26 protein-coding genes and 1 pseudogene are annotated in these 25,048 nt (G+C 58.4%); 21 read left to right on the top strand and 6 right to left on the bottom strand.

Annotated features, from left to right (window positions below):
- The first annotated feature begins 96 nt into the window (after window positions 1–96).
- The 11 genes from B7X90_RS04920 to B7X90_RS04870 all read left to right on the top strand — a co-directional run bounded on the left by B7X90_RS04920 (window position 97) and on the right by B7X90_RS04870 (window position 11,647).
- Complete coding sequence (locus B7X90_RS04920; protein ID WP_292622291.1) at window positions 97–1,827, top strand: hypothetical protein; 1,731 nt, start codon at window positions 97–99, stop codon at window positions 1,825–1,827.
- Window positions 1,828–1,834: 7 nt separating this feature from the next.
- Window positions 1,835–3,748 (top strand): hypothetical protein, encoded by a 1,914-nt coding sequence (locus B7X90_RS04915; protein WP_292622290.1) that lies wholly within the window; start codon window positions 1,835–1,837, stop codon window positions 3,746–3,748.
- 39 nt (window positions 3,749–3,787) lie between these two features.
- Entirely contained in the window at window positions 3,788–4,282 is a 495-nt protein-coding gene (locus B7X90_RS04910) for a hypothetical protein (protein ID WP_292622288.1), read from the top strand.
- 92 nt (window positions 4,283–4,374) lie between these two features.
- On the top strand, window positions 4,375–5,712 hold the full coding sequence (locus B7X90_RS04905) for an anti-phage deoxyguanosine triphosphatase (protein WP_292622286.1): 1,338 nt from the start codon (window positions 4,375–4,377) through the stop codon (window positions 5,710–5,712).
- A 16-nt stretch (window positions 5,713–5,728) separates the two neighbouring features.
- The gene (locus tag B7X90_RS04900; RefSeq protein ID WP_292622284.1) at window positions 5,729–5,995 is read left to right on the top strand and encodes a hypothetical protein; all 267 of its coding nucleotides are present in this window, start codon (window positions 5,729–5,731) and stop codon (window positions 5,993–5,995) included.
- Between the two features lie 45 nt (window positions 5,996–6,040).
- Window positions 6,041–7,105: a hypothetical protein gene (locus B7X90_RS04895; protein ID WP_292622280.1), complete on the top strand. Its 1,065-nt coding sequence runs from the start codon at window positions 6,041–6,043 to the stop codon at window positions 7,103–7,105.
- Window positions 7,106–7,173: 68 nt separating this feature from the next.
- The gene (locus B7X90_RS04890) at window positions 7,174–8,379 is read left to right on the top strand and encodes a DNA cytosine methyltransferase (protein WP_292622278.1); all 1,206 of its coding nucleotides are present in this window, start codon (window positions 7,174–7,176) and stop codon (window positions 8,377–8,379) included.
- A 23-nt stretch (window positions 8,380–8,402) separates the two neighbouring features.
- A complete protein-coding gene (locus B7X90_RS04885) occupies window positions 8,403–8,648 on the top strand; it encodes a hypothetical protein (RefSeq protein ID WP_292622277.1) in 246 nt (81 codons plus the stop codon).
- Entirely contained in the window at window positions 8,648–9,802 is a 1,155-nt protein-coding gene (locus tag B7X90_RS04880) for a hypothetical protein (protein WP_292622276.1), read from the top strand. The genes B7X90_RS04885 and B7X90_RS04880 overlap by 1 nt, the downstream gene beginning before the upstream one ends.
- Window positions 9,799–10,980, top strand: a complete 1,182-nt coding sequence (locus B7X90_RS04875) for a hypothetical protein (protein ID WP_292622275.1) — start codon at window positions 9,799–9,801, stop codon at window positions 10,978–10,980. The genes B7X90_RS04880 and B7X90_RS04875 overlap by 4 nt, the downstream gene beginning before the upstream one ends.
- A 49-nt stretch (window positions 10,981–11,029) precedes the next feature.
- Entirely contained in the window at window positions 11,030–11,647 is a 618-nt protein-coding gene (locus B7X90_RS04870) for a Rap1a/Tai family immunity protein (RefSeq protein ID WP_292622274.1), read from the top strand.
- A gap of 1 nt (window position 11,648) precedes the next feature.
- Here the strand turns inward: B7X90_RS04870 and B7X90_RS04865 are convergent, their stop codons facing one another.
- Window positions 11,649–12,152 (bottom strand): hypothetical protein, encoded by a 504-nt coding sequence (locus B7X90_RS04865; RefSeq protein WP_292622273.1) that lies wholly within the window; start codon window positions 12,150–12,152, stop codon window positions 11,649–11,651.
- Between the two features lie 85 nt (window positions 12,153–12,237).
- On the opposite strand from B7X90_RS04865, the gene B7X90_RS04860 reads away from it, so the two are divergent.
- Both B7X90_RS04860 and recA read left to right on the top strand, forming a co-directional pair.
- Window positions 12,238–12,438 carry a hypothetical protein gene (locus B7X90_RS04860; protein WP_292622271.1) on the top strand — a complete coding sequence of 67 codons (201 nt, stop codon included), beginning with the start codon at window positions 12,238–12,240 and terminating at the stop codon, window positions 12,436–12,438.
- Between the two features lie 223 nt (window positions 12,439–12,661).
- Window positions 12,662–13,744 carry a recombinase RecA gene (gene recA / locus B7X90_RS04855; protein ID WP_292622269.1) on the top strand — a complete coding sequence of 361 codons (1,083 nt, stop codon included), beginning with the start codon at window positions 12,662–12,664 and terminating at the stop codon, window positions 13,742–13,744.
- Between the two features lie 56 nt (window positions 13,745–13,800).
- Here recA and B7X90_RS04850 read toward each other — a convergent pair whose 3' ends face one another.
- The gene (locus B7X90_RS04850; RefSeq protein WP_292622267.1) at window positions 13,801–14,538 is read right to left on the bottom strand and encodes a hypothetical protein; all 738 of its coding nucleotides are present in this window, start codon (window positions 14,536–14,538) and stop codon (window positions 13,801–13,803) included.
- Window positions 14,539–15,687: 1,149 nt separating this feature from the next.
- Here B7X90_RS04850 and B7X90_RS04845 point away from each other — a divergent pair.
- Window positions 15,688–16,113 (top strand): hypothetical protein, encoded by a 426-nt coding sequence (locus B7X90_RS04845; RefSeq protein WP_292622265.1) that lies wholly within the window; start codon window positions 15,688–15,690, stop codon window positions 16,111–16,113.
- Window positions 16,114–16,177: 64 nt separating this feature from the next.
- Here B7X90_RS04845 and B7X90_RS04840 read toward each other — a convergent pair whose 3' ends face one another.
- Window positions 16,178–16,819: a S24 family peptidase gene (locus tag B7X90_RS04840; protein ID WP_292622263.1), complete on the bottom strand. Its 642-nt coding sequence runs from the start codon at window positions 16,817–16,819 to the stop codon at window positions 16,178–16,180.
- A gap of 182 nt (window positions 16,820–17,001) precedes the next feature.
- On the opposite strand from B7X90_RS04840, the gene B7X90_RS04835 reads away from it, so the two are divergent.
- A complete protein-coding gene (locus B7X90_RS04835; protein WP_292622261.1) occupies window positions 17,002–17,616 on the top strand; it encodes an N-6 DNA methylase in 615 nt (204 codons plus the stop codon).
- Here B7X90_RS04835 and B7X90_RS04830 read toward each other — a convergent pair.
- Window positions 17,613–18,527 carry a hypothetical protein gene (locus tag B7X90_RS04830; RefSeq protein WP_292622259.1) on the bottom strand — a complete coding sequence of 305 codons (915 nt, stop codon included), beginning with the start codon at window positions 18,525–18,527 and terminating at the stop codon, window positions 17,613–17,615. The two genes, B7X90_RS04835 and B7X90_RS04830, sit on opposite strands and share 4 nt — an antisense overlap.
- A 158-nt stretch (window positions 18,528–18,685) precedes the next feature.
- Between B7X90_RS04830 and B7X90_RS04825 the strand changes: the two genes are divergently transcribed.
- The 5 genes from B7X90_RS04825 to B7X90_RS04805 all read left to right on the top strand — a co-directional run bounded on the left by B7X90_RS04825 (window position 18,686) and on the right by B7X90_RS04805 (window position 22,775).
- A complete protein-coding gene (locus B7X90_RS04825) occupies window positions 18,686–19,798 on the top strand; it encodes a DNA cytosine methyltransferase (protein ID WP_292622257.1) in 1,113 nt (370 codons plus the stop codon).
- Window positions 19,756–20,115 (top strand): hypothetical protein, encoded by a 360-nt coding sequence (locus tag B7X90_RS04820; protein WP_292622255.1) that lies wholly within the window; start codon window positions 19,756–19,758, stop codon window positions 20,113–20,115. Before B7X90_RS04825 ends, B7X90_RS04820 begins: the two co-directional genes overlap by 43 nt.
- 146 nt (window positions 20,116–20,261) lie before the next feature.
- Window positions 20,262–21,746 (top strand): hypothetical protein, encoded by a 1,485-nt coding sequence (locus tag B7X90_RS04815; RefSeq protein WP_292622253.1) that lies wholly within the window; start codon window positions 20,262–20,264, stop codon window positions 21,744–21,746.
- Window positions 21,747–22,002: 256 nt separating this feature from the next.
- A complete protein-coding gene (locus B7X90_RS04810) occupies window positions 22,003–22,290 on the top strand; it encodes a hypothetical protein (RefSeq protein WP_292622251.1) in 288 nt (95 codons plus the stop codon).
- On the top strand, window positions 22,287–22,775 hold the full coding sequence (locus tag B7X90_RS04805) for a hypothetical protein (protein ID WP_292622250.1): 489 nt from the start codon (window positions 22,287–22,289) through the stop codon (window positions 22,773–22,775). Before B7X90_RS04810 ends, B7X90_RS04805 begins: the two co-directional genes overlap by 4 nt.
- On the opposite strand, the gene B7X90_RS04800 is transcribed toward B7X90_RS04805, so the two are convergent.
- Window positions 22,776–23,279 carry a CAP domain-containing protein gene (locus B7X90_RS04800; protein WP_292622247.1) on the bottom strand — a complete coding sequence of 168 codons (504 nt, stop codon included), beginning with the start codon at window positions 23,277–23,279 and terminating at the stop codon, window positions 22,776–22,778.
- A 40-nt stretch (window positions 23,280–23,319) separates the two neighbouring features.
- Window positions 23,320–24,267: a hypothetical protein gene (locus B7X90_RS04795; protein WP_292622245.1), complete on the bottom strand. Its 948-nt coding sequence runs from the start codon at window positions 24,265–24,267 to the stop codon at window positions 23,320–23,322.
- Window positions 24,268–24,454: 187 nt separating this feature from the next.
- Here B7X90_RS04795 and B7X90_RS04790 point away from each other — a divergent pair.
- Window positions 24,455–25,048: pseudogene (locus B7X90_RS04790) on the top strand (hypothetical protein); the annotation flags it as partial.

Below are 25,048 nucleotides of genomic sequence, written 5' to 3'. Positions count from 1 at the left end.
GCTCTTTTCATGTCCCAGTCTCCGCTTTACGGGCCTTGCGGAATCTCCTATCGTCATCCGGGGCGCGCCTTGGGCGCAGCAGGGGGTTCTTCAGACATGGTTGCCTGGTTCATCATCGCGATCGCAACGCTCGGCGTTTTCGCGTTTATCGCCGTCAACGGCGTCCAGACTGTCGCTGCCACGACCGATGGCGTCGGACGTGTCGAAACTGCACGTCGGCTCGATGCAGCTGTGGCAGCACTGATCGCACGTGCCGGCTCGCCCTCAGGCTCGGGGCGCATGGTCCTCCTTGCTGGTCAGACTGTCGACGGTGTCTATGGCCTTCCGGCTGAGCTCGCGATGTTCGCAACCACTCCGTTTGGTCAGCGCATCGTCTATTGCCCATTTGGTGACGGCGAAAGCGGTACCGCTGCAGGCGCTGTCCCGCTGGGCGCCGGTGCATCCTACCCCATCCGCACCCAGGCAGATCCCGCAGGACGCCTCTATGTGACCGACGGCCGGCCTGCGCTTGCCCAGGTTGCCGAGAACGGCAACCTGATGGGCTATCTCATCGCGCCGCGCACCAAGACTTCGCCGACACCGACCTGTTCCTCGGTACGTTTCAACGCGGGGACCCGCCGTTTCGAGGCGCCGGACGCTTACGTGCGTGCAATCATCCGTGCCAGCTCCACCGAAGATCAGCGTCAGCAGGCGGGGCGTGAAGTCGTGTTCTTCGTATCGCCTAGCGGCACAGGCCGTGGCCTTGCCCCCAACGATGCCACGACGCTCTACAACGCGATGACCTACTATCGCGCCAATAGCCCGCAGGCGATGCGCATCGTGCTTGCTGCAGGCAACTACGTTCTGCCCGCGCAGTACATGAATTATCGGACCGGCAGCATCTTTGGCGACAAGGGCAATTCCGGCACCCTCGTGCTCGACGGCGCGGGCAGCACCAACATCTCGTTCGAAAACGATCCAAGCGGCACGCGGAACTTTATTCTCGTGCCGGGCAACCTCGAGCTTCGAAACCTGTCAGTCTCGACCGCTGTGCACATTTACGCTGATGCCGGTCGCAAGCTGACGATGAAAAACGTCAACTCGGGCAACATTCTTGCCCAGAATGGCGCGACCCTGCTCACCGAGAATGTTTACGTCGTCGACGGTCAGAATACGTGGGCTATCGTTCTCAATGCCGGTGCAAAGGCGACCTTCCGAGGTACCTTGACCATCGATACCACCCTCGCAGGTCATGCTTTGCTGGCTCAATCAGGCTCGCAGGCGGCTTTCGAAAGTGCAGCCGTAACTGCGCGAGCCAGCAACACCACCGGCAACATTGCTGTCTACATCGAAGAGGGCGCCGACATGGTGTGGCGCGCAGGCAGCTATACCGTGGCGAAGGAATACAATTACCCGATCCTCGTCCACGGTCACCTGACCATGTACAACACCAACATCACCATGACGACAGCCATGCAGCGCGGGATTGAGGTGCAGCGTACCGGCAAGGTTGGCCTTAACGACCTGACCGTTGGCCTTGGCGTTGCGCCTATCTGGGGGCTGGTGGACGTCGGCTCCAGCGGTGTAACCGGTAACGCCACGCTCAGGGCCGTCTCGAATTGCTGGACCAATGCAGGGTATGCAACGGGCGTTCAATTCATTCTGAGTGGGGATGGCGCTCAGAATGGCGCCTCGTCGGCGGTAACAGCCAACGAAGCATTGCCGGCAATGAGCGCAAGCCCGACCGCCGCAGAAGTTCAGGCAAACGCGGATGCCAATGCCCGCAACACGATGCGCCAGCAGATTCGCAGCACCAACACCTCCACTTTCACCTGCTTGAAGGGATGAGATCGCCATGGTTGCCTGGTTCCTCATCGCGATCAGCACGATCGCCTTTTTCGCCTACATTGCGGTCTCTGGCGTCCAGACGGTCGACACGACCGGCACCATTGCTGCTCGCGCTGACACCGTTCGTCGTTCCGATAACATCGCCGAGGCTATCCTCGAGCGATCGTCCAACGTGCTCGTCGACAATGTGATCTATGCTCCAGCCGGTGTCGCGGGGAATGGCGAATACCTGCTGCCTGAAGATCTTCAGCCTGCAGGCATCACCACCTCCGGCAGCCGCTTGCAGTACTGCCCGATGGGCGCTCCGCTGACAGCTGCGGCAACCGACACCGTGACCTATCCCGGCGGTTCCTATGGTATTCGCACCGCCAGCGCAGGCGGCAAGAGCTTTGTCATCGAAGGCCGCCCCGCCATCGCTGCTGCAAGTGATCCGAACATCATTGCCTTCATCATTGCCCAACAGAACCCGACTGTGGCAAAGCCGGGATGTGGCCAGATCACGCAATCCGGCACCAGCTTCACTGCCCCCAATGGCATTGTCCGCGTTGTCCGGCGAACGACTGCTGCCGAGCAGGATGCCGGGATTACAGCCAACGGCACCAACTGGTACGTCAGCGCACGTGGCACCGGCGACGGTCTGACCTGGAGCTCTCCGGCGCCGCTTTCCACGGCCTTGGCGGCTTACAGGTCGAGCCAGGGAAGCTCCTTCCGCATTCGCCTGGCACCTGGCGATTATACCGTCGAAGGCAATCCGCTTGACCAGGGTCTTACTGCCATTTCGCCAAAGAAGGCTGAATCCAGTCTTATCATGATTGGCCAGCAAGGCGTAAATCTCAACATCGGCTCGGTGAACGTCCCCGGCAATCTCCTGCTGCGCGATGTGACCATGCCGGGTTCCAACATTACTGTCGACAATGGCACGGTCCTCACCATGGAGCGCGCCAGCGTTGGCGCTGTCGTCGTCAACGGTGGGTCGCAGCTGGTCGCACAAGGCGGCATCGGCATTAAGGGCTCGACAGTCTACAGCGGCGCACTGCAATTCCTCAACGGCAGCAGTGGCACCGTTTCAGGAACCATGACCATCTCCTACGCCGGAACCCAGGCATCAATCATAGTCGATGGGGGAAGTCGTGCGAGCTTCGCCAGCGCTGCTGTCACCATGCAGCCGGGCGATAGCACTGCTGCAGCCACGCAGATTGATTCCATGGTCCAGATCCGCCCCAATGGGCTGCTGACAGCGATGGAATCCACCTTCATTCACAACGGGCCGAGTGGATGGACTTGGCGTGTCTACGGCAAGCTCGCTACCAACACCACGACGTTCCTGTTCAATGCCTATAGCTGGGTGGGTATCCAGCCTTGGCTGGGCGCGGAGGTTTCGCTCGTCAACGTCATGATGCGCGGATCTCGTCCACCGATGTACACCTTGGCAGGCCACAACACTGCAAAGCTGACTGCCAGTGGCAACATCTACAGTTCACAAAGGTGCTGGACGCGTGATGACTCCTCATCGGTGTTTCGCCTGAGCGCTGCAGGGATTGCCGGGGACAATGCCAACGTCAGCCCGGATGAAATCTGGGCGAATATGACGGGTACCCCCAACGCAACGCTGGTCCGCCTTAATGCCAGCATGAGGGCTCGCAATACCGAACGGGCGGAGCTGCGTGGCAAGATCTACCATCACAACGGGCCACTGAACTGCGTTGAGTCAGGTCCAGTCACCTGGACCAGCTGCAGCGCAGACGGCGGGCAGTGCAACCTGCCCTCTGATGCCGCCACCAACGCACGCACCTACACCGTCCGCTTTGGGGCAGGTTCCAACTGGAACTACATCGTGACGCGATCAAACATTCCTTGCGACAAGAACGTCTTCGGCGATCCCGCTGTCGGCGCAACAAAATCCTGTCAGTACTTGTTGTAGGGTCTCTGGGCTGCTGAGGTTTGAACAAGTCTCGGGCATATGCCGGAAACTGAACGAAAGACCACTCCAGCCGCTCACCGGTCTAACGGCGGGCGGCTGATCTGTGCTGGTGACCTTCCACTCCTCCACGCTTTTGCCCTGGCGCTATGGCAAGAGCGCGCGCGGGAGCGTTGTGAGCCAGTCCCTGAATGCCTGGCAAATTCGTGCAAGTTTACCGCCCTGTTTGTACAAGCGCTCGCCGGCGGAACGATCCGGGGCAATTGGCAACATGTCCACGTCCGGCTCGACAGCGGCTCGATCGTCGATCTCAATTCAGATGCCATGGACGTCCGTCTGCTCAAGCTGAGTGGGATTGACCCCTACCGGCACGACCGCAGGTTCATTGCCAGCCGCGACTTCAAAATGTCGCTGGCAAGTTGCAATGCCCGCGTTAAGGCGTGGGTTGCTGACTTGAAGAACCAGCGGGCTACGTCATGGGCGGAAGAGCTAAAGGCCTTGCAACGTCCAATGCTCGGACCTAACGAACTCACCTGACGTCCGTGTCGCTATGCTAGCAAAGCAGCTATTCTGCTAAGTTTTGGGTACGGCTTGGTGGAAGCACACCTATCGATCAAGGAAAATGAAGCATGAACATGCTTTCGCAAGACGTGTGGACTGCTCGCTTTCATGAGCACGTCCAGAAGGATGGCGATCATCGGTCCCCGTTCGCTCTCGATTACGCCAGGGTCGTTCATAGCGAGGCTTTCCGCCGTCTTTCGGGCGTTGTCCAGATCCTCGGGCTCAACGACAGCGCCTTTCAGCGCAATCGCCTGACCCATACGATCGAAGTAGGCCAGGTCGCCATGGGGATCGTGGAGAACCTGCGTGCGACGGCCATTCCGGAAGTATTGGACATCCTTCCGTCCGACCGCTTGATGGAAACCATCAGTGCTATACACGACATAGGCCACCCACCATTTGGCCATGGAGGGGAATCGGCGCTCAATCTTTGCATGCGCGAGCACGGAGGTTTTGAGGGTAACGGCCAGACCATCCGCCTGATGTCCAAGCTTGTCGAAGGGTCGTCGACACGTCGCGGTGCCAACCTGACCCGCGCGACGCTGCTGGGAGCACTGAAGTACCCCGTGCCCTACTCCATGGTAGCCAAGCCCGAAGTCATGCAAGACAGGATCTCGCCAATCAACGGCAAGACGATGCTTGTCCATGCATGGCACGAGCCTCCAAAATGCTACCTTGACACTGAACAGGATGTGGTAAATTGGCTATTCGAGCCATTCAGCCAACGTGATTGCCAGCAGATCATCGAAACTCGGGCCAAAGCCTTTCTTTGCACAATAATGGATAGTGCAGACGACGTAAGTTACGAGGTTCATGACCTTGAGGATGGTATTGTCCTTGGCATGCTGAATAAAGAAGACTTTGTTTCCGGTCCTGATCGTATCGATCCCGCACTTTGGGACGAGTATCTCGCAACTTCGAAAGATCTCGGCACACTGGATGGCGGTCGATACGGTCCGTTCGTCGAACGCCTCTTCGATCACGCCACCAAGAGCGAGATTGGCAAGATCGTCCACTACCTCATTTCGAACACGATGGTGCAGCGTCGCGACACCTTCGACAACGAGATGTACCGGCACAAGGTCGCCCTGCGCCCGCAGGCGGAGGCATTGCTCAATGCCCTCAAGCGGTTTGTCATGCGACGGGTGATTTGCGCGCCAGCCGTGCAGCAGCTGCGCTTCAAGGGCCAGCAGATGATCGTCGATCTGTTTGCCTACTACCAGCACGACCCCAAGCACCTGCTCCCGCGGCAGGTGTGGTGTCACTACGAGAAGGCAGATGACGAGAGCGCCCGCATGCGCGTGATCTGCGATTACATCGCCGGCATGACTGACGCTGGCCTTGAACGCAACTGGCGTCGCATGTTCGACCCTACCTACGGCTCAGTCTTTGACCGCCTGCGCTGATAGAAGGACATACCACATGAGCAACAACCCAAGCCAACGTCGACACGCAAACCCATTGAAGGTTAAGTTTGGCATCGCGGCCTCCAGCCAGGAAGCCTCGTTCATGAACGCAACGCTTACATCTCTCGACAACGGTCAGGCGATCAGCATAGCGCTCGCTCCGCCCAAGACGCTCGATCTCAGCGACAACAATGCTTTCCGCAATTCGCTCGAAGCGATGTTTTCCGAATTTGCTGCAGCAGGATGGACCCTCGAGGTCCAGGTCGGACGTGACGACAACTGAGAGCAGTCAGTCTTCCTGCAACAAGACCAATCAGGAGTATCACAATTGCGAATAATTGGTGGCCGAGATTTCTACGACACGGCGATCGCATTTGGACGCGACGAATCTATCGTCTTTGAGCGTAACAGCGGACGCATTCTTACCGCACACGAAGCTCACGATGAGTACGGCATTCCACGCCGGCAACCGGGCTTCGAAGTCCACGATGCAGAGTCCAAGCCTCGCAACCTGGGGCATCGTCTCTTCCCCCTGCTTCGCCGCACCACGCAGGAAATCAACCTCGGGCACACGCGCATCACGTGCGCGCCCCAGCATGTCCTCTTCTGCGGTGTCCTCTATTCGGGGATTGTCGTCACGATCATCAAGTCTTGGCCTCATCACCAGGAAGAGCACAGGTTCTGGAAGGCTGAAGCCTTCAGACAGTTTTGCAAATCTCATGGCCTTTCCGTCAATGATACTGCCTCGAGCGTGGTCAAGGATCAGCGTCTCGATGGACGTGGCCTGCATCAACAAGTCAATGTCCATCTCGAAAGCCTGGACGACTTCTTCACACCCCTCCCCATTGCACGCGACAGGCTGGGACGGATGATCGCCGAACGCATTACCATACTCGCGCGAATTCCGGGCGGTTGGGGACGTGACTCGACCTGGTCGGTCAATGGCTGTGAGCTCTCCGCGATGGGCTTTGCCAAGGCACTCGATCCGCATTCGGCATTCCAGGAGATCTCGATGTGGATCGGAGGTGTGCTCGGCGCGGAGAACCCCAACATCGTCGAGATTACCGACGATAGAGTGAAGGCCGAGAAGCACGGATTTCACCATCCGACCTCTTTCCGTCGCAGCAAGGGGGCAAGTGACCTCCCGTGTGATGAAAGGCAAATGATGGCAAACAAGTACGACGGCGTCGGCTTCTTCGAGCAGGCCTGGAAGAACCCGCCAGCGCCGTTCAACCCGAAATTCGACCCGAAGGCCAAGGATCGCTACGCCGCGGTCACCAAGTCGATGGAAGACGATGACTACTACGCCTCGCATACGCGCGAGGAGTGTCGTGACGAATGGCGCCGCCGCTACGAGGAGCGTGAAGCGAGCGACGCTGCTGCCCTCAACTGAAAGGTGATCTGCGCAAGGGCAAAGCCGGAAAGGCAAACCCTGCCGGTGACGGGCGAAAGGGAAAAGACATGCGTTCGATCGAGATATTCGCCGGTGCAGCAGGGCTGGGCCTTGGCCTGGCCCGGGCCGGCTTCAAGCATGAGATCGTGGTAGAAAAGGATCACGACGCATGTCGCACGATCCTGCACAACCAGAAGCTCGGCCACGAGCTGTTGCAGGGCTGGAAAGTGCTCGAAGCCGACGTCAACGATGTCGATCTGGGCGGTATTGCCCCTGAGCCGGACCTTCTCTCCGGGGGTCCGCCTTGCCAGGCGTTTTCGATTGGCGGGAAGCATGTCGGCGCCGCCAGCGATCGCAACCTGTGGCCGACGACCTTCGCCTACGTCCGCGCCCTACGTCCGCGCGCTTTCGTGTTCGAAAATGTGCCCGGGCTCATGCAGAGCCATGGCGATTACCTCGACTACATCACCCTTGCACTGACCTTGCCCGACATCGCCTGCCCGCCGGCTGAAGACTGGCGAGAACAGGCCAGCTTCCTGCGCCGCTGTGTCGAGCAGAAGGTGCGTTCAGTCCCGACATACCGCGTCGCAGTGAAAAAGCTGACTGCCACTGATTACGGCACAGCGCAAAACCGCAGTCGTGTCTTCATCGTGGGCATAAGGGACGACCTCACCCAGGAATGGCAAGCGCCTGACATGACGCATAGCCATGATCGGCTGATGCACGAAAAGTGGGCCACCGGTGAATACTGGGATCGCCATGGCCTGGAGCGACCGGTCATGGACAAGGCAGGCCTTGCCTACATGCGCAAGCACAACCAGCGCGGCATGGAAGATCTCTTTTCCCAACCCCTGCGCGCACACCGTACGACCCGCGATGCTCTTGTTGGCTTGCCAGAGCCCACTGCAGAAGGGACCCCCGGAATTCTGGATCATCAGGCTGCGCCACGCGAGGCCAAGGCCTACAAAGGCCATACCGGGTCGCCAATAGATGATCCGTCCAAAACGCTTCGTGCGGGCGACCACGGTGTCTCTGGGGGCGAGAACATGATTGATCTGGGGCCGTTAGCGGGCACCAGTCGCTATCGCCATTTCACGGTCCGCGAAGCGGCCCGGATTCAGGATTTCCCTGACGATTACACCTTCCCGCAGCCCGAGGGCAAACGCGGAAAAACCTGCGCTTGGTCTTCGAGCCTGAAACAGTTGGGGAACGCCGTGCCTTGCGCCCTAGCCCAGGCAATGGGCGATTCCATCGCAAAAGTCTTACGCGCCTGAGGCGCTACACCGAGGAACCGGACATGCCCCTTTACTGCGTCGACGTCAAAGCCTTCATCTCGATTACCGTCGAGGCTGAAGACGAAGCTTCCGCTCGCGCCGCCGCCGACAACTATGTCGAGACCAGCCTGGCGCCATCACCATGCGAGATTGACGGTTGGAACCAGGTCCGCCGGGATGAGTGCAATGATCCCTGCCGTATCGTTCGCACCGGCGGTTTTGCCGTTGATGGCGAGAGCGAAGTCGACGTTGCCGAGGATGAGGGCTGATGGCTGACATGCCACTCCTCAGCGCTCGCATCGGTGATGAGCGCATCGATCGCGTGATCGACACGCAGCTTGATGCTCTTGGCGAGAGCCGCGAGATCGACCAAGAACTTGCAGCAATCCTTGGCGAGCACCTCCTCGATCTTCATCAGCGCGGCATCATCGGTGCGCACACGGCCCTTCCCAATCGCTACATCAACGAAATCTCGTCCTGGAATATCATGTGCGGCATTGAAACGTCGCCGATCGAACCCCGTGAGGTCGCCACCGAATTCATCGCGCACCGCATGCTTCCAAGTCTGGTCTACATCCACCTCATGCTGGCGGCGAGCTTCATCAAGAGCGGCACGCCTCGTGACCAGGCAATCGAACTTGCCAAGCAACAGATCGATAGCGGCACATCCAGACTGCACATGGCACAGATAGAAGTGCACGATCACGTCTCCGGCGAAGATCTGGCCCTTCACTTCGACAACTGGATGCCAGTGATCTACGACAAGAGTGTTCCAAGCCTTGAAGATGCGAGGTCAGGCCGCTTACACCGGGGCAGCCTTGCACAGGATCTCGAGCCCAGCGCCATGCGCAGTCTCGAAATCAAGCTCGAGAGCGGCGACTTCATCATCACCGACTGGGTGCGCGCAGCCGGCTTCACCGACCTCGTTGATCATGGCGATCCCTACAGGGGCGCCAGCGAACGCCAAAGCGAGCAGGAGTCCTTTCGCTACGCCAAGGACTTTGGCTTCACCTCGGTCCGGACTGCGCGGACTTCGATCGAAGTTGTCTCCAACGGCAGCATTCTTGCAGTCGTGGCTCGCGATGACGACATCGCTGACAGCGTGATCGGCTTTGAATCACTCGGCAGGCTGGATTACGACTTGCGCCAAGTCACGATCGCCGATCGCAAGGCGCTGGAAGCCATCTTCACGACTATCCATGGCGATCCGGTCCTGGCTGCATCCAGCCTCCAGGAAGCGATGACCGACGAAACGATACGCCTGCCCACCATGCCCGGCATTTACAGGGTCAATTTCAGCGGCACGGGCAGTATCGATCAGTTCTTGCCGTCACGTCACCCCCTGCGCCAGGATGGGCTCACAGTGATCATGATGCTCGAGCACGTTTCAGGACTGCCGACCGCTGACGAGGCCTCGGCATGATCGGAACCATTCCACATCGCGACGACTTCATCCCGGGTTTCAGATTTGTCACGGGGGAATGGTCCTCCCCCCTGTTCAAGACCTGGGGATCCAGCACCAGGCGCGCCGCCCTCTTGCACACGGTGATTTCGCGCGATGGCGACATCTTCATCACTCGCGATCAGAACAATAAAGAGCACACCGGACTTCTGCGCCCTGGCATGAGCCCATCGCTAGGCCTCGATGAGCGAATGATGTCAACCGAGATCATGTGGGCAGATCCCCTGCCCAGCGGTCCTTTTGACGAAATCCGCGTGCTTGCCGATGCAATGCTTCACAATGGTTGGCGTAACCGGCCCTATCTGCTGCTGTGCGATACCCTCGGCGCTGACGGTGCGGCGATGTGCCGTATGATCCACCCCGAAGAAGTGGGGCTTGCCAGCGACGCATGGTTCACCATGGAGCCCACGGCTTATGCAGCACAGCAGCACGGCACGGTATTTGTCCTCGACGAGATCATCACGGTAGCTGCCGGCGCCGACTTGCCATGGGAAGGCTGGGAAAACGTCCCTCAGCCATACCACCCCGTTCCCGGCGATTTCTTCATTGCGATGGATCTCACTACTGGAGCAGCCTTGCCGCCTGTCATTACATCGGCCCACCTGCTCAAGATTGCCTCCGGCATGAGCGCCGAACGTATTGGGGAATGGATGCCATCCACGGTGCGCCGACAGGGTGTCCTCGGCATCTCGCTTGGCATCGCAACGCGCAATGACCTCGACTTTGAACTGGACCGTGCTCACGCCCGTTTGCAACCCGACGAGATCATCGTCATTTCAGTTCCGACTGCCAAGGACGACGTGCACCTGCAAGTCTTGTCCAAGACAGGGATCAAGCTTCACGAGGTCGATTGCCCCAGCGACGATCTCTACGGAACAGATCTTGAGCCAGGCATATGGCTGGGCTCGGGCATTGTCTGGTATGACGCAGGTGACGACGGCGCTGAATGGGAAGCAGACTTCCGGCCGGCGACCCGAGCAGACCTCGACAGACACGGGCTAAGCGCAGCAGAAATTCTCTCCGAATGGCTTGAATACGCGCAGGACCAATCCTCATGCGACAAGGGACGCGCGATGATTGCGAGTCTGTTTCCCAACGTCCCACAACAATCGCTCGAAACGGACGTATCAACGCGCTAAGGTCCACAAGGACCTGGCCGACGAGCTGGCATAACCAACGTAGGGATCCATGAAGACATTCTCGATCATTCTCGCCGCCAGTGCGATGCTCATGGTTGCGCCGTGTGCGCAGGCACAGATGCGCGTAGAAGGCTTCAAGCAGGTCGATCCCAGGCTCAAGCAGCCGCGCATTGAAACGCCGAGCGCACAGTTGCCCCCGCGCGTGGCAAGCACGGCTCCCCTTGCGTCTGCTGTGCAGCCCAGTGAGCCGGCTATCGCAGCACCTGCAGCTCAGGCCGCCGCACCCGTTCCCGTGGTGCGCGGTAGTGCAGGCGTTGGTGGACCGCTTCAGCGACCCACCTATCTTGAGCCGGACGCATCGCAAGCGCCGGCGGGCGGTCCCTCTTCCCTCGACCTCATGCGGCAGTGTTTTGAGGGAAGCATTTCAGGCGCGATCACCAATGCGAGCTGCGTTGGCTACATGGCCGGATTTATCGGCGCAGTCAGGATCAGCGCTGGCATCAGCAAGGACTATCCAATCTGCCTGCCAGAAGCCGGGCTATCGAACGAGGCCATCGTGTCGGATGTTTCAGCCTACCTCGAGGAAAACACCGCGGCGCTGCAGAAGTCAGCGCGCAGCGTCGTGTTCCTAGTCCTGTCCAAGCGATATCCCTGCCAAGGCCAGTAAGTCAGCTCACTGAGTTCAGGACAGCAACTGACGTGTCTGCGATGCACGCATCTGTGAGATCCTTGATCGTCTGCAACGTCATGGGACTACCGGGTTTGACCACACCCATCGCGCCCTTGTTACAAAATTCAACGCGCGCAAACATCTCGCCAACAAACTTGACATCTACCTCCTGGTATTTGGCAAGCGACACATCGATGTTGGTGCTGCACATCCCGGCCGAATAATCCACGTTCACGTTCACGTAGAACGTGAGGTTGTCGAGGCTACTTCCGCCAAGGCGTATGCGATTGTAGCGGAGCGCCGAATTGGCTGCGCCGGTGATGGATTCCTTGGTCAGACCGCAGCTGGCGGCACTATCATCCAGGCTCTCTACCAGCAGATGGACGGCTGGCTTCTGCACTTGTGCGGTAGCCGTCTGGGTCAGGCACGCAACGCCAAGCACTAGACAAACCACATAACGTTTAACCGTCACAGCCTGATCATTCCTCTCTGCCAACGTCATAGGGCCATTAGCCCCAGACATCTTAAGGAGGTCTAAGCAGCCGTCGTTGCCTCCAAATGTGGTGGAGGAAAGCAAGGAGTACACGATGACGTCGTCTTTGGTCAAAGCCAGCTACAATCTGGTCCGCGTGCGCGATGATCGCGGCGGGCAGCGCTGCTACGCCAACGGTCGGCGCATAACCCCAGCGCAATACGACAGTATCTGGGCACGCGCGCGGGTCATCGACTGCCTGCTGACCCGCCGCCGTCTATCGTGCTGGGTCCACAGCGCTTCAGCGAGGGGTTGAAGTCGAGACTTGGTCGGGCTTTCTGGTCTGCAGATCGATGTCGATCCGTTAGGCCGTACGCTCTCGCGTCGGCGGGTAAGAGAGTAGAAAGCGCCGACTGACGCTTCGAGGAAATGGGGATTTTCCGTTGTTTTCTCTTGTCGATGTCGGGCAATCCGTCTAATGTTCTTGTATTGTTCCGCCGCACGGTTGGAACCACCACGATCCCAGGAGATCTCAGAAAATGGCAGGTAGCCTCCGCGCCGTACCCAACGGCGCCAACACCGCATCCGGCGATGACAGCAAGGCCAAGGCGCTCGCAGCAGCACTCAGCCAGATCGACCGCGCCTTCGGCAAGGGTTCGGCCATGCGCCTCGGCGACAAGGAACACGTCGACATCGAGGCGATCTCGACCGGCTCGATCAGCCTCGACATCGCACTCGGCATCGGCGGCCTGCCCAAGGGCCGTATCATCGAAATCTATGGCCCCGAGAGCTCGGGCAAGACCACGCTGACCCTGCATGCGATCGCCGAAGCCCAGAAGCTGGGTGGCACGGCCGCATTCGTGGACGCCGAACACGCTCTGGACCCGGCCTATGCCCGCAGGCTCGGTGTAGACGTCGACAACCTCATCGTGTCGCAGCCCGACACCGGTGAACAGGCGCTGGAGATCGTCGACACGCTCGTACGCTCGAACGCCATCGACATCCTGGTCGTGGACTCGGTGGCTGCGCTCGTGCCGCGTGCCGAGATCGAAGGCGAGATGGGCGACAGCCACGTCGGTCTTCAGGCTCGCCTGATGAGCCAGTCACTTCGCAAGTTGACGGCGTCGATTGCGAAGTCAAAGTGCATTGTAATTTTTATCAATCAGTTGCGCATGAAGATCGGCGTCATGTATGGCAACCCGGAAACGACGACTGGCGGTAATGCTCTGAAGTTCTATGCTTCGGTTCGACTTGATATCCGCAAGAGCACGGCAATCAAGGACAAGGATGACGTAACCGGGAACCTTACACGTGTGAAGATCGTCAAGAACAAGGTGTCCGCACCATTCAAAACGGTCGAATTCGATATCATGTATGGTTGCGGCATCAGCCGTACTTCCGAGATTCTCAACTTGGGCGTCAAGGCCGGTATTGTCGAGAAGTCTGGCGCATGGTTCTCATATAATTCTGTCCGTCTCGGACAGGGCGCCGAGAATTCAAAGCGTTACCTTGAGGAGAATCCCGAGGTTGCTGCTGAGATCGAAGCTCGCATCCGCGGCAATGTCGAACAGCTGGGCGAAGCCCTGCTCACCGGCGGCGAGGAAGACGGCGAAGACGCCTGAACCAACGCCAGCAAGTTGAAAGGGGAGGGCCTTCACAGGCTCTCCCCTTTTTTGCGTCAACGCTCTGCGCCTGAGGCCTTTGCAGCCATAACGGCCAGAGATGCCATATCTTCCTGCCCCTTGCACTCTGACTGCCCCTGCTGCGGTGCATTGCGGCGCCACGCCTGTTCAGCTTCCGGGGTGCGATAGTCCGAAAGCCTGGCTTTGAGGCCATCTACAGCGCTTTGCGACAGTCCACGGCCTCCTACAACCCAGTTCCCTGCCTTCAGGTCGTAGCTGTTCTTGGCTTCACCCTTGAGGCCAAGCTGTGCAATGGCGCGATCGGAAGCACTTAGCATCGCCGATGTTTCAGCCTTGCGCCGCGCAGTTGGATCTTCCAACAGCACCCCCTCAACCGGGATTGGATAGAGAGCAACGCTCACCCTTTCGGACTTCGGCGCTCCAGTTGGCCCTTCGCGCTCGCCAGAGCCCAGGACGGGCTGACGCTGTGCCTGCAGTGCGCGCAACTCGCCCACCATCGCTTCCTGGGCAGCGTCAGTGCGATGGTAAGCCATCGCCTCTCGGAACGATGCCACAGCATCGACACTGGCGCCTTCAAACGACATCACGAACGCCGGCAGCTTCGGAACATAGGCGAGCGTCGCAACCGCCTCACCTTCACCAACACCTGGCTGCCCCTTCTTGGCAATGCCCAATTCCTCCACGACACGCCATGCGTCCTGTTTCATCTGATCAGTCGGCTTGGTTACGTCGTTGCCTTTGATAGTCGAATAGAGTTCAACTTTGTCGGACATGGCCCCACTCCCCTACTGACGACATATTCCGTCTTTCGAGGTGGCCGAACAATCACCGGCACGTGATCCTTGACCCAGAGAGCAGCTTGTGCCCCACACCAACGTCCATTAAGAAAAATGAACGTGTTTTTGACTGTTTTTAATCTTGGGACATTCCCGACATTGCCTCGATCAAGACGGGCGTCACAGGTGGAGAGCTCTCAAGACGTGGGGTCAAACCTGACCCTGCCAATGTCTGGCGGAACAGAAAGGGAATGTCCCGACATCTCGCCGTGATTCGCAAAACACATTGTCTGGCCAGTCAGACAAGTCCCATGATTAAATGAAACGGCAAGGAGCCATCTCCGTTTCATTTGGACATGTTGCAAGGACGCCACTGCTTCCAATCTGGAAGTAATGGTGTGAGCCTTCCTGGTTCACATAGTATATCCAATTATGTGACGAAGATCACATATTTTCTGGCTTTACAGAACGGCAATGTCCGATTTCCAAACTCACTTTTGATATAATGCGATGAACTGATCGAACATTTCCCTTTCGTTAACCGCTCGTTAAGGCCATTAGCGCAGAGCAGCGACATAACGTTTCGGGAATGCGACAAGATGCTAAGTCCCTACATGCCTGGGAAAAATAGCGCTCTCCGTCTGCTCATGACGAGAGGGTGCGACATAGAGCTTTCATTGAACATGCCGACCATATTTCCGGTCGGCAATGCAAGGTGCCATAACAATTTGGCGCCAATGCCGGGGTGCACGCGCTCGATCCACTGAGCGACAGCCCGATCTCGCTCATGCGTGTCATGAGCGAACACCCGCGAGCATAAAAACAGCCTTCCCCGCCTTCAGTTTCGCCACCGGGTCCATAACGGTGAGCTGTGGAGATATGCGGATAGCAAAACCGGCTCGCAGTCCACCCACAAAGCGATGACCCGTTCAGGTCTGCGACAAATTCCCCGCTTTACAGGCCGAAAAATTGCTTCCACACTTTTATGCATGGAAGCGGGGGCGTGATCCAAGACATACTCGATAAGGTATCGAATGTGACCATCTTGCAACATGAGTTCGCTTTGTGTTCGTACGCAAAAATCAGTAGTAGCTTTTGCATAGCTCGCTGAATTATTTGGCCGCTTTCCGGCTAAAGTGAGGATTTGTGACCCAGATTTCCCTTCTCAATCTCGAGTTCGACGGCCCGGCCCAGCATGGCGCTTGGACAGCTGATCTTTCGGTCGACAAAGCCCCCTTGGGGACAGTGCGATCAGTGATGCCTGGTCACATCGAATTCCTCACGATTGAGGAAGAGTATTCGCCCGCGTACGTGCTCAACATCTGCGAAGCGATCACCCTCAACAGCCGTCACTCGATTCCTCGGTGTGACAAGCCGGGACCGGTCACGCTCTACGATCTGTGTGCCATGGAAATGGCCAATATCATCGCTGCCAATGAATGCCGCCTTGCGGTAGTCGTGGACAACGCACCTGCGCCCAAGAAGCGCAAGTCGAACGTCCGCCGCGTAGCGCCGGTGCTTACCTACGAGCACGACGATGCAGTCGATCTCCCGCTTGCACGCGCCTGCTGAAGTCTGATCCTCACTCAGCTCTGAAGGGAGGTCCATTGCTGGCCTCCCTTTTTTGCTGCCAGCCTTATCCGTAGATACGGACGATACCTGCAATCACCCCTGCAAGGATCACCTGGTCCTTTTCGACCCAGCGTGTGCGTACGTCCGCATCAGCGGCCTGCAATCGCACGAGTGCCCCCTCTTGCGTCACCGAACGGATGCATAACTGGCCATTGCGCAATGCAAGCAGGCCGATATCGTCTTCATCGAGCATGCCGACACGGCGGAACAGCACCTTGTCACCGGCCAGAATGCCGCGGGGCAGCATCGATCGATCTGGCATGATTGCGACAAAGTGCTCACCGCCGCCGATCAACGCCGACGGTATGTCTACAGTGCCTATATCGCCTCCGGCAGCGTAATCGACAGCATCGACACCTGACCTGAGCAGCGGGACACTTGCCGTTGAGGCCAGATTAACTGGCTGACGAGGCAGCGGCATTGGCTCCTGGTCGAATGAGCGACGAACCACCTCGAGCGCGCGTGAGCGATTGGCAATACGCCGGACAAAGCCGCGCTCGGTGAGGCCAGTCAGCAGTCTGTTGACGCCAGACTTCGAGGCCAGGCCCATGGCATCGCGCATTTCATCGAATGAAGGGGCAATGCCAGTGGTGGACAGGGTATCGTCGATAAAATGCAGCAAATCACGCTGCTTCAAAGTGAGCATGCTCAATGGATCCAAAATTGGGGAAGGTCGCTGCGGTCGCGCCTGTCTTGGGCCTTCTATGCGCAGTTTGGGAGATCGCCAACACTTATCCGCCATATGTGCCTTCTCAGCGACAAACGACCGGACGTTGGAAAATGTAGCGCGAAAGCCGTGCCGATTTCTCGCGAGGAAGAGGAAAAGGCATGGGACGCGCATTTACCCCTAATGACAAGCTAGTGGCAAAGGCGACCAAGGATTTCGCCGCGCACGTCGCGTATCGCCACGATGCCACCACTGCGGTCAAGGACATGTTCCACACGTGGGTGCTGGCTCTGCGCAATAGCTTCGAGCCTCGTGGAGAAGCCTGGGATAGACGCGAAGCCGAATACATGGCCCTTGTCGAGCGCTATGGACGCGACGGCATCGAAGTCTTCACCGAATGCCTCGGGCTGATCACGATGGCATCGCAGGAGAGCCCCGGTGATCACATTGGTCAACTCTACCATGCCCTCTTTGCCAACAATAAGTGGCGTGGTCAGTTCTTCACACCATACAATGTTTCGATCATGATGGCCCGGATGACGTTCAGCCGGGACGTGATCGACAATGCCATCGCCGAAAAAGGCTACGTCTCGGCCCATGAGCCGAGCTGCGGTGCTGGTGGCATGGTTGTAGCGATGGGCGAGGCCGATGCCTTGCACCCAGGAAGCAGCAACAAATGGGACTACGGCATCATGAACGTGCACTACGCCATGCAGGTGGCCAAGCATGCCGCCAAGGGCACCGTCGCCCTGCTGCCTGGCAACAAAGCAGCCTAGCTTAACCGCCGCAGTTCAAATCCACTTGAGGTGGGCAGGATCGATACTCCAAGGATAGTCACTCTCGAGGTGCCTTTCCCGATCCTGCCATGAAATGTTGCCCCCTCCTCACGTTTGAGAGTGCGCTTGAGCGTAAGCGGCAAGCGACGGTCCTCACAGAATGATGCTAATCGTGAGAGATCAATCGCCCAGGTGCGATAAAGCCCATTATTCCCTCCACGACCATCAATGAATGTCCGATAGGAGCGGAGGAAGAGAACAATCTTCTGGTACAGCAAGCGCTCCTCATCAGTCCTGACGCGGAAGATCTGATAAAGACGGTCAAGATGCCGAGGTGCAGAATCTCGATATGAACTAGATATATCCACGTTGCTTGCCGCGTAGCAGGCCTTGCAAAGTGTCAAAAGTCCAGTGATGAGTTGAATATCTTCAATCTCCTGCCCGACTCTGTTGTAATTTTCAGCATATTGATAATCCCAGCATTCCCTTGCCTGAAGATCGAAAGACGATCCGCACCAATTACAGGCGCCAGAGGTTCGAATCTTCATTTCATTGATCGCTCGCCAGCTTTCCGCTGTCAGGATGCTGTCGAGCCTGGATGCTGGTGACACAGTGATCGGCACATCCACAATAAATGGCTTCACGTACTGCTTCGCAATGACCGGCAAATATGCTTCGAGAGGGGCAAATGCAAAAGGGTCCTTCGCAGCGACCTTCAAGCCATACCGCGTGCGGAAAACCCCATATGACTGCAACTCAGCAAGATTAGCGTTGCCTGCATTGACAAGGCCAATCGGATACTCTCGTCCAAATGTCGGAATTTCACGTGCGCTCGTGATCTTTCGACAGCTTTTCAAAGCGTCAGCTCGAAGACCCTCCGCAGATGCAGCCACAATTTCAAAATCACGCATCATAGCATTCCCCCCAATAAGCATTGTGGTGTGCTTATCGTACGGACGTCAACTGGCATTTGGTGTCCAGAAATAGAAACAGATGGAGATAGCAATGGAGGTGCCAGCCAGCAGAGCTGCGCAGGAGACGAAAATTGAACGAACCACTAGGCGTAACGATGACCACCATCGGTACGCGCACCAATGGCAGTCCGCGCGTATGGATTGAAGGGTCTCGCCTCGATCGCGCAGGGTTTCAGCCAAGCACCCGCTATCGGCTGGAAATCGACGAAGCGGACCAGAGCATCCTGTTGCGGCTGGATCCGCAAGGTGAGCGCATCGTCAGCCGGCGCGCCAAGGGCGAGGCTGTCTCGCCGGTGGTCGAAATCGCCAGCGTCAAGGCGCTATCCGTGTTCGACGGTCTCGAGCAGCTGGCCATTCGCTTCGAGTGCGGCTTCATCCGCATTTCACCAGCCGCATCTGATCGCCGCAAGCTTGAGCGCTCCATGCGGCTCCGCCACCGCCTTGCAAAAGGCGATCCTCTGCGCGTCGGATCTGTCTCCACAGGCCTTGGTGTCCTGGCGCTCGCCATGCACGAGGGCCTGCAGAATGCCGGGCTGGAAAGCACACTCGCATTCTCTGTTGAGATTGATCAAGGCTACCAGGACCATTCACAGCAAGCCAACCCGGTCTGGGCAGCTGATACCGTCGCCATCGCCGCCCCAATGCAGGAAGTCGCCTTCGATCCCCAGCTGCTTGCCAGCCTCCCTCAGATCGACATCATCGAGGCAGGCATCCCCTGTACCGCACATTCGGTCGCAGGAAGGGCCAAGAAAGGCCTCGCGATGCCGGAACATGATCCGGTTGCCGGCCACCTCGTTGCAGGCTTCCTGGCGATCGTCGCCGCCTGCAACCCAGCCGTGGTCGTCGTCGAGAACGTCGTCCAATACATGCAATCAGCATCTTTCGCGATTTTGAGCAATCAATTGACCGAGTGGGGCTACGACGTGCGCTCGACGGTTCTGTCGGGCGAGGATTATGGGTGCCTTGAACATCGCCGCGTATGGCCCTGGTGGCCACTACACCCGGCGTTGACGTCCACCTTGACACCTTGGCACCGCTCGCGCCGCCGGAACCTGTCCTGGGCGACATTCTCGAAGACATCGCTACCGACGATGCGCGCTGGTCGACGATGGCTGGTCTCAGGGCAAAGGAAGAGCGTGACATCGCCGCTGGCAAGGGCTTCAGGATGCAGACCTTTGGTCCGGACGCGACCTCGATCGCAACGGTGACGCGCGCTTATGCCAAAGTCAGGTCGACCGATCCGAAGGTTCAGCACCCTACCCAGGCCGGTCTGCTGCGCCAGCTCACTCCGGTAGAGCACGCGCGCGTCAAAGGTATCCCCGAAAAGCTCGTGGCAGGCCTGTCCGTGACCAGGGCCCACGAAATGCTCGGCCAGTCGGTCCTCTACGCGCCATTCGTGGCTTTAGGCGAGCGCATGGGCGGTGCCCTGCGAGCATGGCACGACGGACGGGAAGCCCCTCGCGGCGTTGCACGGTTGCCGGCGATCCTGCCCGTCGAGGATCTTCCCCTCTTCGCAGCAGCATGACGTGATGGAGGCCCGTTCCGGCTGGCCTCCATCAACTTGCTACCTTCAATCGATCATCAATGTTATCTGACAGCATACCCGACGAGCACGTCCCATGCGTCGTGATCTCGCCCGGTATGCTGCCCAGTTAAGGCGAAACAAAAAAGATGTACGGCTTCAAATCCCTCGGTCTGGCTGATGACTTCAATCTGGATGATGCTGTCACCAATACCGTCATCGAATGCCTGCACCGAAAGGCCGTTTTTCAGGAGTGGGTTCTGGTGCAAAAGCGCCCGGATACCTCCGAAATATTCTTTGCAGCCAGCACCACCATTGAGAGCACGGTGCTGCCGTCAGACTCCCATGTGCTGGTGCTTGATGACAGGGGCAGCATAGGTGCCATGTTTGGCATGAGCACCGTCAAGAATGGCCCTGATGCAGCATACTTGCTGACCCTTGACCTCTACAACGTGTCAACGACCAGCCTGCTGGCACTTATGACGCTGCGAGCTCTTGCCTTCGATTACGTTCCGCTTCGCTTCCGCGACAGTGACATTCTCGAAGAGATTTGCGCAACCGATATGCCGAAGACCGAGATCATCCGGCATTACATTCAGGATCAAGACCGGTCCTGCCCCGTCTTCATTCGAAGAGGATCAGGGATCAGCCCCAAGAATGCCGGTATTGTAAAGCTTCGTCAGAAATTTCTCGAGCTGTTCGGCCCGATGATTGCAGATTCATACCTCTTCAACGAACTTAAGGATGGGCCGATCAGGCGTGACGAACTAATCGCAATTGACGCTTGGGGTAACGCCACCCCCTTTCTTCTGTCTGACGAATTCACGTTTGAAAACGACATCCAGGAATTTTTCCACGCGAACAAGCCATATCGTTTCGATGAGGACGAGGTCACCTTAGCGCCGGTATCCAAGCGCGTACTGGATATCTGGCGCAGTTCGATGCCAATAGAGGCCAAACACGAAAACCTTGCCGAAGAGGCACAGGAGTATCACCTCCTCTGGCTGGAACACGCGGACAGAATCTTCAACGGCTCTGCCAAGCGACAGACTGATCCCGAATTGGCACCCCAAGCCAATGCGGACGTTTGTGGCAACAGCTCTGCCCAGCAAGAAAGCCTGCTTGTACCGGCGCCAGAATTACCCGCAATAAAGCTGCGGCCTGTGCCGGCAAAGCATGAATTGCCTGCGCACTGCGAGGATATCGTTCCGTGGATCGAAGCCCATTATGCCTCGAGCATCTTCGTCATGCCTCGTGCCGAACGGGCATTGAACAAGTCCAATCACCCCAATCCCGAGCGCATTGCGGCATCACTTCGCCTGTTGGCTGAGCAAAAGCTCGCCTGCTACTCGGGCAAGGATCGAAACGTCACCCACGCCGCTTTTGAGCAAAGCCTGTTTGAACTCCATCTGCGCGACACGTTCACAAATGCCGAACGCTTGGCTGGACGCACAGGCGATGCTTACGTCATCAATTATGATGGGCGCAGACTCCTTCTGGATCGTCACCTGGCCTCGCAATCCAGTGGCTTTGGCGACCCTCGGCTGCTGCGCATCTACTACACCTTTGATCGTCGAACCCAGAAGATCGTCGTGGGCTATCTTCCGGACCATCTCCCGACGCTCAAGTCCTGATAAGCCAGGCTCGCCAGATCCAAGAACGTGCCTTCAGCAGTCGTTTGAAGCCGCTTTGACGTCTTTCATGCTTTATGGGCGGAAATGGGTAGCACCCCCAACCCCTTTGATCTGGTGTATCGCCGAACGACTGGCGCTTGTCACCAATTCGCACATACGCACTCGACGCTCGGACATACTCTGGCTAAAATGTCCGTTGCGACCATCTGGTCAGCCTGAAAGCCGCTCTAAGTCGAGACGGCTATGGACATTGGAAATGACTAAGCAAATTGGCGCCTTCGAGCAGTTCGCCACGACCAAGCCCGTGATCGTGGCTGCAACTGCCACCAGCATCCTGGCCGCTATCTTGTGCATGAACTGGCCTGAAGGAGCTGCAAAGCGCGAACATCGTATCGAAACCGCGCTTGGACACGGTGAAGTCGTCGAGATCGCTCACGCTGACGACGGTGCCCGGGTGTGGGCCATAAAACGCGACGGCAAGACGATCTACTTCAGCAATGGCGGAGTAGTGATCGACAACGAATCCAAGGTCGGCCAACCGTGATTTTCCGCCTGCTCCTCGCTGTCGCAGCCTTGGCTCCAATAGCTGCCCATGCCCAGGTCAACCTGCCCGGCACCAGCGCTCCGGCAAAGCCTGACTGCCTCGTGATCGGAGACAGCGTGGCGTCCGGTCTGGCAACCGCACTGGCACAACAGGGCAAACGCTGCGATGTCGTCGTGACCAGGAAGGCTACGGCATCGCAGCTGATCCGCATGGTCCCCTTGCAGCGCTATGCAGTGGCATTTGTGGCCGCAGGATCGACCCAACCCAAATATCCCTACCTCGAGGATGAACTTCGCGTCCTGCGCTCCCAGATCAGGTCCGGGAAGGTCGTTTGGGTACTGCCCTACGACCGCACCGCCGCCGCTGCAGTAAGCCGCAACGCCGGCGAAACGGGCGGCCTGGTTGTTGACCTTGCCTTCTGGCCAACAGCCGATGGCCTCCATCCGATGGATTTCAGTTCGCTGGCAGCGATGATCGTCAAATAGTCAGCGCGAGCGACCAGAATACGGGCTCTGCCCGATGACATTGCCGGCCGGATAATACCGGCACACCAACACGTCATCAGATCTGTTCGAGACAAGCGCGCAACCTACCGTACGCGTCGTGCTCCATACGAGCTGTGTAAAGTGGCCCGTTTCATCAAGCGCTGCCCACCACCTGCGATCGCGCATGGCAGCTGCCTTTTCTTCCGCCCAGCTTCCAACCATCTCTCGGGCTGAATAGGCCCTGCGCGTTCCCATCCATAAATTTTCGCCCTGGGATTCATTGCCCGGATCGTGGTCGAACGCTCCAGAATCAGCGAGCTCCTGCGCATATGCTGCAGCATCTGCCGCAAGCTTCTCGCTCCAGACCAACGGCGGCGATCCGACAAGCGCACGCTCCTCGTTATGCGCAGCCAGGATTTCTGCCTGCCATGAAGCTGAATTGGCAGCTGCACTTCCAGCGCTCACGGCAATTACGAACGGCGCCAACACGGCCAGCTTCAACACGACATTGATTCCCCGAAAAATCGAATTCTGCAGGCAGGTCTTAGCGGCCGTGACCGCTGCGGCCTGCCATCGCCAGATGCGCCGAGGACAAGCCGGCCCCGACAGGTCCCTTGGCAACCGAGACGGCCTGAATGGGCTTGGCCATGACCAGCATTTCCTGACGGATCGCCCGATCGATCATCGAGGATCCCACCATCTCAGCCCGCCAGGTCGAATGACGAAGCCCTGATGCCAGCCCGCGAGCATCCGATACGTCGTGGAATCGCCCTTCAGCGATCGCCTGCGTTTCAGACCGCTCAGACGGAAGCGTGGTCAGCCTTACGGCATCGCGGCCGGACGGCGTGCCGGACACCAGGGCCTCAAGACGATCCTTCGCCCCGCTGTCCTTCCCGGCAAGCAGATCCTCGGCTGTGCGCTGCAGGTAGACATCTGCCATCAACGTGCGCACATCGGCCTTGGCATCGCCCTGGCTGTTCATTCCAGACGCCAGTAGCCGCGCCGCGGCCATCTTCAGCCTGTTCGCCCTGTTCGGATCGGCAGCAAGTCCATCCATCGCAATCATGGTGCGCGATGCGAGCTGAACCCGGCGGCTGAACTCCGAGCTCTCCAGGCCATAGGTTGCACGGTTGGCCCGCTCGACGTGCATCTGGCCAACTTCGAATGGATTGCGGCCCGGCGTCGGATCAAACAATCCGCGAGCATCGCGGTGACCGACGGCTGCAGCTTTCTGTGCGAGCACCATGCGATCGGCGATGCCGCCCATTACCTCATGATCCGGTCCTGCGGGCTTCGGCCCGAACCGGCTGGCATCGACAAGCTCGACTTGCTCACGCCCCTTTGGCAGATCAGTCCCCTGCGCCCGGTAGGCCGATGCGCTGACCAGGCTGTGCTCAAGATGGGGTGATCCGGGGGCCATGGCAGCAGTCACCGAGGCCTCGACAAGGCTGCCAGTCTCGCCAGCCAGCTCATACATCCGTCCGGCTGCCATGGACTTGAGATCTTCAGTGCTCGCTTCCCGGAAGAGATGAGGCCGTACACCAGCTTGCGCCCAATGCTCGGACTGGCGCAAGCGCATCGTTGACGCTGTCGTCAGCACGTTCGGCGAAAGACAGGACAGCTGCCGCCGTTGATGGCATAGTCGCAGAGCGGACGTAACCTCCGCCCACCGCCGCACGTTGCTCGCCGACAGGCTTGAGCAACGTGCGTTTTTCTGTTGCTGCGCAAAGCGTTTGGGTCGAAATGGCCATCTCTTCTCGGGGGAAATCATGTTTCAGAATGACAACCTGCGCACGCCGTTGCTGCGCACCCTCGCCGAGCGCGGTTTCATTAAGGATGCGACCGATCTTGCAGGCCTTGACCAGGTAATGGTCGAAAGGCCGCTTCCGGCATACATCGGCTTTGACCTGACAGCGAGCTCGTTACACGTGGGCTCGCTGATCCAGCTCATGGTCCTTCGCCACATCCGTGCAGCAGCCATCGCAGCCGGCATTTCGCAGGCTGCGGCTTCCAGCATCGTCAACGTCGTCGTTGGCGATGCAACCACCAAGGTCGGAGACCCTTCGGACAAGAACGGTGCCCGGCCCGTTCTTACTGCCGAAGCGATCGAAGCCAATCGCATCGGTATCGTTCGTTGCATCGACCGCATTGTCGGTCCGCACGCTCAGCATCACAACAGCGAGTGGCTGGATTCCGTGTCGTTCATGGATTTTCTTACCGGCCCGGCTCGGCAATTCAGCCTCAATCGCATGGTTGCAGCCGACGTCGTCATG

The sequence above is a fragment of the Novosphingobium sp. 17-62-19 genome, from assembly GCF_002256775.1.
Taxonomy (GTDB): Bacteria; Pseudomonadota; Alphaproteobacteria; order Sphingomonadales; family Sphingomonadaceae; genus Novosphingobium.
This window is presented reverse-complemented; position numbering and strand designations above follow the sequence as displayed.

Excerpts from the sequence above, each read along its gene's own strand:
- B7X90_RS04920 (WP_292622291.1), top strand. The coding sequence starts at position 97 with ATGGTTGCCTGGTTCATCATCGCGATCGCAACGCTCGGCGTTTTCGCG.
- B7X90_RS04915 (WP_292622290.1), top strand. The coding sequence starts at position 1,835 with ATGGTTGCCTGGTTCCTCATCGCGATCAGCACGATCGCCTTTTTCGCC.
- B7X90_RS04910 (WP_292622288.1), top strand. The coding sequence starts at position 3,788 with ATGCCGGAAACTGAACGAAAGACCACTCCAGCCGCTCACCGGTCTAAC.
- B7X90_RS04905 (WP_292622286.1), top strand. The coding sequence starts at position 4,375 with ATGAACATGCTTTCGCAAGACGTGTGGACTGCTCGCTTTCATGAGCAC.
- B7X90_RS04900 (WP_292622284.1), top strand. The coding sequence starts at position 5,729 with ATGAGCAACAACCCAAGCCAACGTCGACACGCAAACCCATTGAAGGTT.
- B7X90_RS04890 (WP_292622278.1), top strand. The coding sequence starts at position 7,174 with ATGCGTTCGATCGAGATATTCGCCGGTGCAGCAGGGCTGGGCCTTGGC.
- B7X90_RS04885 (WP_292622277.1), top strand. The coding sequence starts at position 8,403 with ATGCCCCTTTACTGCGTCGACGTCAAAGCCTTCATCTCGATTACCGTC.
- B7X90_RS04880 (WP_292622276.1), top strand. The coding sequence starts at position 8,648 with ATGGCTGACATGCCACTCCTCAGCGCTCGCATCGGTGATGAGCGCATC.
- B7X90_RS04875 (WP_292622275.1), top strand. The coding sequence starts at position 9,799 with ATGATCGGAACCATTCCACATCGCGACGACTTCATCCCGGGTTTCAGA.
- B7X90_RS04870 (WP_292622274.1), top strand. The coding sequence starts at position 11,030 with ATGAAGACATTCTCGATCATTCTCGCCGCCAGTGCGATGCTCATGGTT.
- B7X90_RS04865 (WP_292622273.1), bottom strand. The coding sequence starts at position 12,152 with ATGACGTTGGCAGAGAGGAATGATCAGGCTGTGACGGTTAAACGTTAT.
- B7X90_RS04860 (WP_292622271.1), top strand. The coding sequence starts at position 12,238 with ATGACGTCGTCTTTGGTCAAAGCCAGCTACAATCTGGTCCGCGTGCGC.
- recA (WP_292622269.1), top strand. The coding sequence starts at position 12,662 with ATGGCAGGTAGCCTCCGCGCCGTACCCAACGGCGCCAACACCGCATCC.
- B7X90_RS04850 (WP_292622267.1), bottom strand. The coding sequence starts at position 14,538 with ATGTCCGACAAAGTTGAACTCTATTCGACTATCAAAGGCAACGACGTA.
- B7X90_RS04840 (WP_292622263.1), bottom strand. The coding sequence starts at position 16,819 with ATGCTCACTTTGAAGCAGCGTGATTTGCTGCATTTTATCGACGATACC.
- B7X90_RS04835 (WP_292622261.1), top strand. The coding sequence starts at position 17,002 with ATGGGACGCGCATTTACCCCTAATGACAAGCTAGTGGCAAAGGCGACC.
- B7X90_RS04830 (WP_292622259.1), bottom strand. The coding sequence starts at position 18,527 with ATGCGTGATTTTGAAATTGTGGCTGCATCTGCGGAGGGTCTTCGAGCT.
- B7X90_RS04825 (WP_292622257.1), top strand. The coding sequence starts at position 18,686 with ATGACCACCATCGGTACGCGCACCAATGGCAGTCCGCGCGTATGGATT.
- B7X90_RS04820 (WP_292622255.1), top strand. The coding sequence starts at position 19,756 with ATGCAGACCTTTGGTCCGGACGCGACCTCGATCGCAACGGTGACGCGC.
- B7X90_RS04815 (WP_292622253.1), top strand. The coding sequence starts at position 20,262 with ATGTACGGCTTCAAATCCCTCGGTCTGGCTGATGACTTCAATCTGGAT.
- B7X90_RS04810 (WP_292622251.1), top strand. The coding sequence starts at position 22,003 with ATGACTAAGCAAATTGGCGCCTTCGAGCAGTTCGCCACGACCAAGCCC.
- B7X90_RS04795 (WP_292622245.1), bottom strand. The coding sequence starts at position 24,267 with ATGGCAGCCGGACGGATGTATGAGCTGGCTGGCGAGACTGGCAGCCTT.